Origin of the sequence: Dyadobacter sp. CY312 (assembly GCF_021390535.1) — a bacterium.
Classification (GTDB): domain Bacteria; phylum Bacteroidota; class Bacteroidia; order Cytophagales; family Spirosomataceae; genus Dyadobacter.
Map to the genome: position 1 here is coordinate 128,173 of NZ_JAJUXG010000003.1, position 12,012 is coordinate 140,184.

Sequence of the window (12,012 nt, forward strand, 5' to 3'; positions counted from 1 at the left end):
CTTGTACGAGTTCCTATAAAAGTAATAGATATACCACTCATCAGCTATGCTACTGCAATCGCTATCTTTGTATTGAAATTCAATATCATGATCAGTCCGCGTTTAAGCCTTGTTTTAGGTGTATTATTTATCAGTATTTTTCCTGTTTTGGTAAAATGGGCTCCTGTATCGGGAATCAGTTCTGCGTTTTATCGCATGTTCATTGGTTTCATCTGTCTGCTGCCATTTGTACTGATCAGGAAAAAATTGGTAAAACCTGCTCCTGCGCAATGGGTTCCAATTATTATCTGTGGTATTTTGTTTGGAAGTGATATTGCGGTATGGAACCTGTCCATACAGTATTCAAATGCCACTCAGGCGACGTTGTTAACCAATTTAGCCCCGGTTTGGGTTGGAGTTGCTTCTTTTCTTTTCCTGCCCGACAAACCCACTGCACGTTTTTGGATCGGCACGCTCACAGCTCTTGTTGGGTTGGTGATACTCATCGGCTTCGATACTTTTGCTTCCATGCGATTCGACAAAGGTTTTCTTTTGGCAGTACTTTCCGGTATTCTTTACGCAAGCTATATGCTGATCAGCAAAACTGTTTTGAACCGCATGAACATCGTCAGTTTTATGACTTACAGCATGGGCGTTTCAAGCATTTATCTGCTGGTGATTTGCATCCTGGCAAACGAACCATTATGGAATTTTGAACCACAAATATGGGGTGTCTTGGCAATACAGGGCATTGTTTGTCAGCTGTTGGGTTGGCTCGCTATTAGTTATGCCGTTCATAAAATGGATGCTACACGGGTTTCTCTAAGCCTTTTGAGCCAATCAGTAGTAACCGGGCTATTGGCCTGGATTTTTATCAATGAGAAGTTTACGTTGCAAATGATTCTTGGCGGGTTGGTGATTCTTCTCGGGATTGCGATCACCTTTAAAAGACAACCCAAGCCTGGTCCGGAAGGAGATTCTTTATTATCTGACAATTTATAAAGGAACTACGGGTGCATTTGAAAAACCAATATGCAAATGCAAAAATGACTGGATTAACGGAGACTCAAAACAATATCAAAGATGGAAAGTAAAACAATCGCATTTGATGGATCAGAAGTTGTAGACAACGGTCCCTTTTATCATGGAACGAGAGCAAATTTGCAAATTGGCGATTTGCTGACTGCCGGATTCAGGTCAAATTACAAACCTGAAATCATAATGAATCACATCTATTTTACAGCATTGCCCAATGGTGCAGGACTCGCTGCAGCTTTGGCCAGCGGTGATGGACCGGAGCGTGTTTACATCGTTGAGCCAACGGGTAGCTTTGTAAATGACCCGAATGTGACAGACAAGAAATTTCATGGCAATCCTACACGCTCCTATCGCAGCGAGGCACCATTAAAAATCGTGGGTGAATTAACAGATTGGGTGAGACAAACGCCCGAAGAGCTCAAAAAATGGCGCGAAAACATCGCCGCAATCAACGCGGATCCCAAAGCAGAAATAATTAATTGATGAGATTCGTGAGTATCAGTACTGCTTCTACTATAATAAACTTTTAGGTTGCCAGAGAAGGATTCCAACTGTGCTTTGTCCAGTCGATATCAAGGATTTGGCGAATGGCCTGCTTCAACTTGGGAAATGATCCCGGTTTTCGGATAAAATAGTTGGCACCTTTTTCATAAACAGACTTAATCATATCTTCCTGGCCCGATGTGGAGAATATCACTATCGGAATATCTTTCCATTTCACAGTTTTGCGGATGTGTTCCAGGCATTCGAACCCATTTTTCTTTGGCATATTCAAATCCAGAAAAATAACATCCGGGGATGGTGGAACAGTAGTCTCCATCAGATTTATTAACTCTACCCCGTCATAAGCTGTGGTTAGCTCTGTATGATCACAAACCTCCCTGAGCGCTTCTTCAAACAACATGCAATCATCAGCGTCATCATCTGCAAGATATATTGATTTTGTTTTCATTGTTACAGCCTGGATTATTGATCGTTTAGAAAATTATAACATAAACCTTTCCTCAAACTAATTGACCTAAACGATGAACAATTAATCTAAAAAAGGCAGTCACTTATAAGTAAATAAGACGAGGGGTTGTAAAAGAAGAATAGAACTAATACGTTTTCAAAACATTGAATATCATGTATTTCTACATAAATATAGAAATTATAATCCATCCAGCAATAGAAATTATAACCTTCTTAATAAAAAGATAACGGTTGACTTCGTAAGATAATTCTCCGGCATCAATTCGAGCACACTGGTTTAAAGTATCCCCACTTGTCAAAACTCGCCGTCTATACCCTCCTTTGGCTTTTTCTTAGCCTGGTGAAGGCGGTAATTCAGCGTCAGATTAATTTGTCTCAATCTCCCTTGTGAATTGGTTCTTGTATAAAAATTGGAGCCTTCCATAACAGATCGGAAACGTCGGGAATTGAAAACATCAATCACGCTCAATGTAAGTGTTCCGTTTCCTTTCAGAATATCTTTTGTTGCAGCCAGATCCAGCGTAGCAAGTGCCTTTCTCCTACCCTGAGGTGTTTGTTGCGGTGCTTCGTAATTGCCTCGAAACTGAACATCCGTCGATTTCCAGAGCGTAAATCTCGACATCATTCTGACAAACCAACTGTATGTATCACTTTGAAAATCTTCATCCACATCGGTCCCATCCGTTATTGCCCTGAAAAAATTGACGCTTCCATCCAGTTTCCACCACTTATAAGGTACCAGTGAACCGGTGAATTCAGCTCCGTAAGCATCTTCGATTCCAAGGTTTTCCGGTCTTGTGTAAGAATTTCCGTTGTCCTGCACGCGTCTTATGCTTGTGATTTTTCCGGTTGTATGTCGATAATAAATAGAAGAAGTGATGGAGCCCTTGTCGAGATAGCGGATGTGGCCACCTTCAAAAACGTTGGTAAATTCGGGATTAAGGTCAGGGTTTCCGCTCCAATAGTTGCGATTGTCGCTATATGTGGCAAAGGGGGTAAGATCGTTGTACTGCGGCCGCCTCACCCTTCTGCTAAAACTCAGTTGAATCGCATTTTGCTTTGCCAGATCATACGTAACGTGCGCACTCGGAAACAAATTGGCATAATTCCTGTCGTTTACCTCTTTCGTTGTGCGGAGTTCGGTAGTAACGCCTGTCCACTCTCCTCTTAACCCAACCTGATAGGAAAATTTACCAGACTTGTTGCCCATAATGGCATAGGCTGCATTGATATTCTCCTCATATAAAAAATCATTTGTAAGATTCGCCAGTTCATCCCAGCCACCACTCTCATTTCTTCGGGTTACAGAATAGTCGTTGGTCATATCACGGCTACTGCTGCGAAGTCCTGCTTCCAGTTTCCCGTCTTTTCCAAAAGGGTGCACATAATCAACCTGAAAAAGAAGTTGTTTTTCTGTTTCAAAATTCAGAGCACGTTCCAGCAGCGGAGGAATTCCGGACGGACTTCCATTGGGCTTAAATACATTTTCATTGTAGTACTGGTCCGAATTTTCCCAGTTGTCGAGATAACGCACATCAGCGGTGAACTCACGCCCCTTCCGGTCGAAAGTTTTACGATAAGTTATGGCATATTCCGAATTAGGCTCGGTCTCCGTTTCATCCTGCGTACGAATTGTTACCCCGGTAGGATTGCTGATATCAAAAAGGTAGTCACTGTATTTCAAGGTAGAAAAACGCTTCCCTTTGCTCGTACGCCAGGTATAGGCTCCTGTTAAAACATTCTTCGTATTAAAATAATAGTCAATTCCCCCCCGCGCGCTGTTGTTCATCCCCCGCAGCTTACTTTCCATATCACGTTGCATAATGAAAGTTGAATCGTTGCGGTAGGTTTCCTGGTACACATCATTACGTCCTGGCGTATTCCTGAACGACATGGTGTAGTTGATAAAGAAATTCAGGTTTTTCTTACGATAGTTGACATTCGCAGCCGCTCCGTAGTTGGTAGGATATCCGGTGATAATATCAAAAGATCCATTGAAGCCCTCCTTTCTTTCCTTTTTCAAAACAATGTTAATAATCCCACCCATACCTTCCGCTTCATAGCGGGCCGAAGGATTCGTGATGATTTCCACACGCTCAATGATACTGCCCTGCAATTGTTGCAAACCACTTCCTCCTTTCAAACTCACCAGCCCCGAAGGTTTTCCATCTATCAGTATCCGCACATTGCCCGACCCTCTCAAACTCACATTACCTTCTACGTCCACTGCCACAGAAGGAACGTTAGTCAATATATCCACGGCGGTACCACCAGCGTTGGCCAGGTCTTTCCCTACATTGAAAATCTTTTTATCAAGAGCGAGTTCCATTGTACTTTTCTCAGCCTGAACGGTTACTTCCTGCAAATTTTTGGCAGACGCCGTTAGTTTGATTATTCCCAAATCGTGTGATGCCGTTCCGGCTGCTAATCTGATACCGGATGTGAACTGAGGCTTGTAACCAATAAACTCCGACAAAGCATAATAGTTACCTGTAACAATATCTACCACAAATCCACCGGTTTCGTCTGTAATCGCTCCCGCAACAAAGCTGCTGTCTGTCGATTTAAACAATCGAACACTGCCATATCCCAGCGGGGCATTTCCCTGACTATCAACAATTTTTCCTATTATTTTTACTTTATCCGCCTGCCCCGAAGCATCGTTTAAGCCCAGCAGCATAATTAACAGCAAAGGTAGCCATGCGCACTTATACCCGGATTCTTTTGTAACAGACTTCTGCCTTATCAATTTCATTATGCTGATTTGTAATTATTGTCCGAATATGTGTTAGTCAGGATTCAATATATAGAAACCTGCGAAGCTGCTGATTTTACTCTATAAACTTTGTAGTGAGACGACATTATGCTGCATTGTCCCGATATGAAAAATCGGAGAACGATAAAACCCACTGAAATTTTACCAATACGCCAATATCTTCTTTATTCGGCCTCTGCTTCGCACAAACTTCCGTACCTTTGCAGACTTTTTAGTACCGAATTGCGCAGGCCATGAAAAACGAAGCATCACAAACAATCAGATTAGCACTCCCTATCATTATTGGTGAATTAGCCCAAATGGCACTTCACCTGATTGATAGCGCCATGGTGGGAGCCATTAGTTATAAACAACTTGCTGCTGCTGCATTGGTGATCAACGCCATGAATATTCCGTTTGTAATTGGAATCGGGATGACGATCTCTGTTTCTCAGATGGTGTCTCTGGCACATGGCCGCCGCGACGCGCAGCTTGTCTCGCATTATCTTTTTAATGGTTTTTGCCTTTGCGCACTCACAGCGCTGGCTATTTCTTTCACGCTGGTTTTTGGAAAAGACCTTTTACACCACCTGGGACAGGATCCGGAAGTGGTGGAACTTGCCATGCCATTTATGCAGCTTATGGGGCTTTCCATTATTCCAATGTTGCTTTTCATGACTTTGAAGCAGTTTGCAGACGGGCTGGAATATACCCGCACCGCAATGATTCTGTCTCTTGCCGGAATGCCACTCAATATTCTTCTCAACTGGTTGCTGATTTATGGCAATTGGGGTTTCCCAAGACTGGAACTTGTAGGTGCCGGGTGGGCTACGCTTATTACGCGTACCTGCATGTTTCTGGCATTAGGCGTGGTTATTCTTAAACATAAAACTTTTAGTAAATACATTGCTGTAAGCAAAAACCAATGGTATCTGAAGGCTAAAACCATTCGCGAATTGCTTCACATTGGCGTACCGAGCAGTATGCAAATTGGTATGGAAGCAGGTGCTTTTGCGGTTTCAGGAATCATCATTGGTACCCTTGGAGCGGTGGCTCAGGCTTCGCATCAAATTGCGCTAAGTTGTGCATCTTTCACCTTCATGGTTTCGATGGGACTGGCACAGGCCGGCTCCATCAGGGTAAGTAATGCCTTTGGCCGTGGCGATTGGAAAAAAATCTTCGTTATTGGAAAAAGTACAATATACACCGCGCTTATATACGGTATCGTTTGCGCAATAGGATTTGCCGTTTTCAGAAATCAGCTTCCAAAAGCTTTCAACGACAATGTCATGGTTTTGGAAATGGCGGCATACTTGCTTCTGTTTGCAGCAGTTTTCCAGATTTCGGACAGCACTCAGGCTATCAGCGCGGGTTTGCTTCGAGGGATCAAGGATGTAAAAACACCAACCGTGCTCATTGGAATTGCCTACTGGGTTGTGGGTATTCCTTTTGGTTATCTTCTTGCTTTCCAGTTCGACATGGGCGCTCCCGGAATGTGGCTGGGGCTCATTATGGGCCTGACCCTCGCATCCATTTTCCTGATCACACGTTTTTTCAAAATGACGAAGCGGAACGAAGCTGTTTAGGATATAATTTTGCAGAGGTTTGCCTCCCTAAATACGCTAAACCCAGAGTCTAAACGGAATAAGATTCCAGTACAACAATACCAGTAACCATTGCAGCGAAAACAAAACGGCAGCAAGAGCCATCCGGTCTTGCCATTTTGGCGTTCCCTTTTTTAAGAATTGTATAACCGAAATTGCCAGCCCGACCGGCAATATTGCAGTTGAAATAAACAATAGTACACTCGCTACATTTTGATCACCCAAAGCCACAAATGATTGCCTAAGGAAAAACGGGATTGGTATTAAAAGACAAATAACGCCAACAAAACCTCCTGAAATGGATTTGGAGAAGATCTGCTTCGGAGATTTTATAGTTTGCACAACTCCTGAAATGAGCAGATAGATCAGCCCGAAACCTCCCAAAGCGAAACTGATCCAATGTGCTAAAAGATAAAAACCATTGATTTTCTTATGAGTAGAAAATCCATCCGAAAAGAAAGATTCCCCTTCGCTATCCTGATAAAACACCTGTGAGTTCTCTACCTTTCCATCTGAACGAAAAATGTTTGGTACGGTTTGAATCAACGTCTTTTCAGACTTCTGGAATGGTTGGATAGAAACGAAATTATTTCTTACACGCACTCTACTAAATGAAGATAAAACGTCAAAATAAGCAAGCGGCTCTACTTTCGAAAATACGGGAATGTAGTAACCAGACCAGTTCACTGTACTTTTCAAAGGAAGCTTTTTTGCCGGATCAACTGTTGGTTTATCTAACCCTGAATATCGGATCAGAATGTCATTGAAGCGCTCATAATTTGCGGTTTCACTATCCATGTTGTGGGAAATAAAAAATGCCCTTTTCTGTTCAGCAAACCAATACAACATGGCATGATAACCCACAATATTGCCTGAATGCGCCAAGCCAACCTGCCCATTTCTGTCTCTTCTCATTGCTCCCAAACCGTAGCCAGTCTGCAATCCATTTTGTTTTGCCGCAGTAAGTTGCGGCTGTCCCATTTGGCGTAAGTAGGCTGTTTTCACAAACTCCTTTTCTCCTATTCTGCCGTCACTCATTAAAAATTTGGCAAATAAAGTCATATCCAATGCCGTCGTTGTAAACTGTCCTGCCGGGCGAACATACATAGGTAATGCCGGATGGATAACCTGCCCGTCCAGATGACCGTAAGCCAGCATAGAATCTGCATTATCCCCCGACTGTGTCACAAATTGAAAAGTACTGTTCTTCATACCCAAAGGCTGCAAGAGATTTTTATCCAGATAGGTTTCATACCTTTCTTTTGTAACATTCTCAATGATCATTGCCAGTAGTGTGTAGCCCATATTGGAATAGGAAAACATTGTTCCCGGCTGAGATTGGATATTTAAAACACTTTTGTCTTTTGTGAAAGTGAATGCAAGAGGTGAATCCGGATCTGCCTTTTCACTAAATATTTGCCAAAGCCGTATGTCTGTCAGACCAGAAGCATGATCCATTAAATGTCGTATTGTTACAGGATGACTTGCTTCCCAGGCATTATTGAATTGCAATTCTGGTAAATACTTCCCTGCCGGCTCATCAAGATCAATCTTATTTTCAGTGGCAAGCCTCAGCATGCCAACCGCAAGAATTGTTTTTGTAATGGAACCAACATGGACCCGGTCCGTTGATTTCAAAAGCGCACCGCTTTTTCCGTTTTTTACACCTGCTGCATCAATTGTTACTCGTCCATCTGCATCAACAATTGACCATACTGCACCTGTCAAACCCTCTTCATTGAGTGCTGTCTCAATTTCCCTTTTTAAATCACCATTTGTTTGAGCAAGTGTTGAACTCATCATGCAAACAATCAGAACAAAAGCATAAAATAACCTCCTTCTGTTGGTTACGTAGTTTAAAAGAAAAGAGGGATTATTCATGGTTAAGTGGTTTTATGTGCCTTGCTGGTCCCAATATTAGGCATAACACACTCGTTCCAAATCCATTATTACACAAACGGGCATTGCGTTCCATTCAATGTAAATGACGCTGCGTGTAAGGGACAGATACCCGGAATATAGTCATCGGTTTTAGTCTATTTGCTCATTAGAAAATTTGCTGCAACGCCGGAATAAGTTTATAATTTTTTAGGATGATAAGCAGTATGAATCGAATACTCGTAGCTTTGTTATAATTGTCAAACAGACATATAATATCCAACTTAATATTAAGCATTTAAAACCCCTTTGACGACAATGGATTTTAGTTCTACGTTACAAAACATTTTCCCCCGGTCCGAAGACATTCCGGAAGAGTACCGGCTACCCGGGCAGGTTCACCAGCGGGAGTACCTGAGCAATGGTGAAATGAAAGCCTGGGATGGACAGGTTCACGAGGTATTTTCGCCCATTTGTACACAGTCAGAAAATGGTCTGGAACGTGTGCTGATCGGCAGTTATCCGGTGTGCGGAGAAAACGAAGCGCAGGAATCGCTTGCTGCCGCTGTCGCCGCCTACAACAATGGTCGTGGTGAATGGCCAATCATGGGTGTTGCTGAACGCATTCATTGTGTGGAACAATTCACAGGAAAAATGATCGAGCAAAAAGACATTATTGTCAAGCTCATTATGTGGGAAATTGGCAAGTCGTTTGCTGATTCGGTGAAGGAGTTTGACCGGACCGTTGAATACATTTATGCGACCATCGATTCATTAAAAAACCTTGATCGTGATTCGTCAGGATTCGATATCGTGGACGGTATAGCGGCACAGGTTCGCAGGTCTCCACTGGGTGTGGTATTGTGTATGGGACCGTTCAATTATCCTTTGAACGAAACTTTCACAACCCTCATTCCAGCCCTGATAATGGGTAACACGATACTTTTCAAACCTCCGAAGTTCGGGACTTTGTTACATTATCCTTTGCAGGAAGCGTTCAGGGATTGTTTTCCAAAAGGCGTGGTGAATATCATTTATGGTCGCGGTAATACAATCGTTCCGGGACTGATGCAATCCGGAAAAATAAATGTGCTGACGCTGATCGGATCCAGCAAAGTTGCGAATGAACTCAAGAAGCAACATCCGAAAGTAAACCGTTTGAGAGCCGTTTTGGGACTGGATGCAAAAAACGCAGCCATCATCACCGCCCATGCCGACATCAAACTTGCCGTGAAAGAAACACTCATGGGATCTTTGTCATTCAATGGTCAGCGGTGTACTGCTTTGAAAATTGTTTGGGTGCATAAAAGCATAGCCGACGAATTCCTGCAACAATTTACTGCTGCAGTGGCGGAATTGAAATATGGCATGCCTTGGAAAAAAGGGGTCTCTCTAACGCCACTTCCGGAACCGAATAAAATTGATTACCTCAATACCTGTATCACCGACGCCCAGGCTCATGGCGCAAAAGTGGTGAACGAAAACGGCGGCACTTCCGCGGGATCGTTCTTTTATCCGGCAGTAGTTTATCCTGTCAATAAAGACATGAAACTGTATCACGAAGAGCAGTTCGGCCCTATTGTACCCGTGGTTCCTTTCGATGATCTGGAAGAAACAATTGAATATCTGATCGAAGCTACACACGGACAGCAGGTAAGTATTTTCAGTGACAATGCCAATGAGGTGGCTGCGTTGATCGATCCGTTGGTGAACCAGGTGAGTCGGGTAAATATCAACAGCCAGTGCCAGCGCGGGCCGGATGTATTCCCATTCACGGGAAGAAAAGACAGCGCCGAAGGTACCTTATCCGTAGCCGATGCCATTCGCTCATTCTCAATCCGTTCGCTGGTAGCCTTCAAAATGAACGACACCAACAAAACCTTGATCAATGACATTGTACATCAGGACACTTCCAACTTTTTGAGTACGAAGTTTATTTTTTAGATTGGATAAAATAACGCAAGCGACTGTTTCCGGAGAGGGGAACAGTCGCTTTTTTGTTTTGTGAAACACGCTCTGCTTGACCTGAAAACCTTTAACGGCTTGAAAAGGGAGCTGAGTTCCTTTTCATTTAATTATATTTTTTAATAGATTTTCATAATTTTATTCAGCTTTTAGATTCAGCAAAAGATAACATCCAAAGGAGTTTTCAATCTAATAGCTCTTCGTCAAAACTTTTCCAAGTAGTTTCCTCTAATCATATTCACTAAATCAAACAGCTAAAAATCATGATATCCAGCCTACTTTTAAGCCTGCTTATGTTGCAGTCCAGCCTATTCTCTGAGGGAATTACAATCACGAGGACAACTTCTGACAAACAAATAGAAGCCGCAAAAAGTAAAATGCAAAAAGAATATGGTTTAAAGACAGACATTCAAGTGATCAAACGAAACACACAAGGTGAGATTACAGAGCTAACATGTGTTGTTTATGAGAAGTCGGGTAACGGTGAAGCCTCTTGTTCATCAGATGATTTCGGAACGTTGGTTATTAAAAAAGACGGTAGTTGCAGCATAATAGACCAAGCCTACGACAAGAAAAAATATCCATAATTAACTCATTACTTTGTTTGGCAGCGACGTTGCCTTCAGTAATGCTGCTTGTTAGCACCTCCGGTTCCAAGCCCATATTTTTGTGTCTTTTATCCGTATAATCCTTCCACATATTGCGATAGACCACAGAACAAGATGACTATTTGACTTTAGCGAAATCCTTGTTTTTGAACAAGCGATTATTATCTTCGTTTATCAAACTTCGCAAGTATAACAAGACAGAAAACGAACGGTAGATATGGAACAGACCCAGCAAAAAGAACGAAAATGGGGCTTTTGGCTTTACATGTTTAATTATTTCAGCCTGGACTCAATCAGTTTATTATTGATCCGAAAAATAATGCCTAGTAATAGAACTCCGCTCAGTCACCATATCCTTTCGTTTTTCATTGCAATTACCCTGACCATTGGAATTACATATATACTTCGACACCATCCCTGGAAATATAAAGTTTGGATAACTGCTGCTATAATTATCACCTGGCTACTAGTGCATATTTTTGCCACTTTTCTTCTCTCTAGTCTTTGAACCTATTGTTACCTGGCAGTTCAACGGTTTTCCTCCTTATTATCATCAATCATAAAGCAGTTTGTCAGCAGCTGCTCTCCGATCACTCCTGCATAGCGCAAGATGCTTAGATTCACTGGCGAAAAGCTAACAGCCCACAGCTAGCCCAACGCCTTATTCACCGCAGGCTTTACTTTCGTTTCCAATAATTCGATGGTTCGCATCAAATTGGAAACAATGTCACTAGTAAACTACATTTTTAATTGCAAAGCAGGACCAGATCGCTTATTTTAGTGGCTTGAAAAACTTTCTGCTACATATCATCCTGACCTTTGTGATTCTTGATACATCTCCTCTGTATCAGTTGCTGAAAGTTCCGTCTCTAATCCGCCACTATACCGAGCACAAGGCCATCAACGAAAACATCAGTTTTGTTGACTTTTTGTCTATGCATTATTGGGGCGACGATCTGGACGACAATGACGATGAAAAGGATATGCAGCTGCCGTTCAAAAAATTTGAAATCCAGCACATCAATTTTATTCCTACGTTTTCCACTGCCACATTTATCTTTAAATATACCACCTGGCCAGTAGAACAACATTACGGCCCCGACAAACCACAGGGAAATTACAACGCTGCCCTGGGCTCTCTCTTTCGTCCCCCACGAGCTTAATACATACATTTTAGGGTAAGTCATGCCCAACCCATTCGTGCCGGCTCACC

The 12,012-nt window shown here is 42.5% G+C and carries 9 protein-coding genes; 6 read left to right on the plus strand and 3 right to left on the minus strand.

Annotation, left to right across the window (positions count from 1 at the left end; translation table 11 throughout):
* The first annotated feature begins 87 nt into the window (after nt 1-87).
* Entirely contained in the window at nt 88-981 is an 894-nt protein-coding gene (locus tag LZG71_RS04720; RefSeq protein ID WP_233817516.1) for a DMT family transporter, read from the plus strand.
* Between the two features lie 81 nt (nt 982-1,062).
* The gene (gene arr / locus LZG71_RS04725) at nt 1,063-1,500 is read left to right on the plus strand and encodes an NAD(+)--rifampin ADP-ribosyltransferase (RefSeq protein ID WP_233817517.1); all 438 of its coding nucleotides are present in this window, start codon (nt 1,063-1,065) and stop codon (nt 1,498-1,500) included.
* 43 nt (nt 1,501-1,543) lie between these two features.
* Here arr and LZG71_RS04730 read toward each other — a convergent pair whose 3' ends face one another.
* Together LZG71_RS04730 and LZG71_RS04735 are read right to left on the minus strand one after the other, a co-directional pair.
* On the minus strand, nt 1,544-1,969 hold the full coding sequence (locus LZG71_RS04730) for a response regulator (RefSeq protein ID WP_233817519.1): 426 nt from the start codon (nt 1,967-1,969) through the stop codon (nt 1,544-1,546).
* Nucleotides 1,970-2,284: 315 nt separating this feature from the next.
* Complete coding sequence (locus LZG71_RS04735) at nt 2,285-4,669, minus strand: TonB-dependent receptor (RefSeq protein ID WP_233818334.1); 2,385 nt, start codon at nt 4,667-4,669, stop codon at nt 2,285-2,287.
* A 329-nt stretch (nt 4,670-4,998) separates the two neighbouring features.
* Here LZG71_RS04735 and LZG71_RS04740 point away from each other — a divergent pair, with 329 nt between their 5' ends.
* Complete coding sequence (locus LZG71_RS04740; protein WP_233817521.1) at nt 4,999-6,330, plus strand: MATE family efflux transporter; 1,332 nt, start codon at nt 4,999-5,001, stop codon at nt 6,328-6,330.
* A gap of 36 nt (nt 6,331-6,366) precedes the next feature.
* Here LZG71_RS04740 and LZG71_RS04745 read toward each other — a convergent pair whose 3' ends face one another.
* Nucleotides 6,367-8,229, minus strand: a complete 1,863-nt coding sequence (locus LZG71_RS04745) for a serine hydrolase (protein WP_233817523.1) — start codon at nt 8,227-8,229, stop codon at nt 6,367-6,369.
* A gap of 315 nt (nt 8,230-8,544) precedes the next feature.
* Here LZG71_RS04745 and LZG71_RS04750 point away from each other — a divergent pair, with 315 nt between their 5' ends.
* From LZG71_RS04750 to LZG71_RS04760, 3 genes are all read left to right on the plus strand, one after another.
* Nucleotides 8,545-10,170, plus strand: coding sequence for an NADP-dependent glyceraldehyde-3-phosphate dehydrogenase (locus tag LZG71_RS04750; protein ID WP_233817525.1), 1,626 nt, complete (start codon nt 8,545-8,547; stop codon nt 10,168-10,170).
* 284 nt (nt 10,171-10,454) lie between these two features.
* On the plus strand, nt 10,455-10,778 hold the full coding sequence (locus tag LZG71_RS04755) for a hypothetical protein (RefSeq protein ID WP_233817527.1): 324 nt from the start codon (nt 10,455-10,457) through the stop codon (nt 10,776-10,778).
* A gap of 806 nt (nt 10,779-11,584) precedes the next feature.
* Nucleotides 11,585-11,962 (plus strand): hypothetical protein, encoded by a 378-nt coding sequence (locus LZG71_RS04760; protein WP_233817529.1) that lies wholly within the window; start codon nt 11,585-11,587, stop codon nt 11,960-11,962.
* The last annotated feature ends 50 nt before the right edge of the window (nt 11,963-12,012 follow it).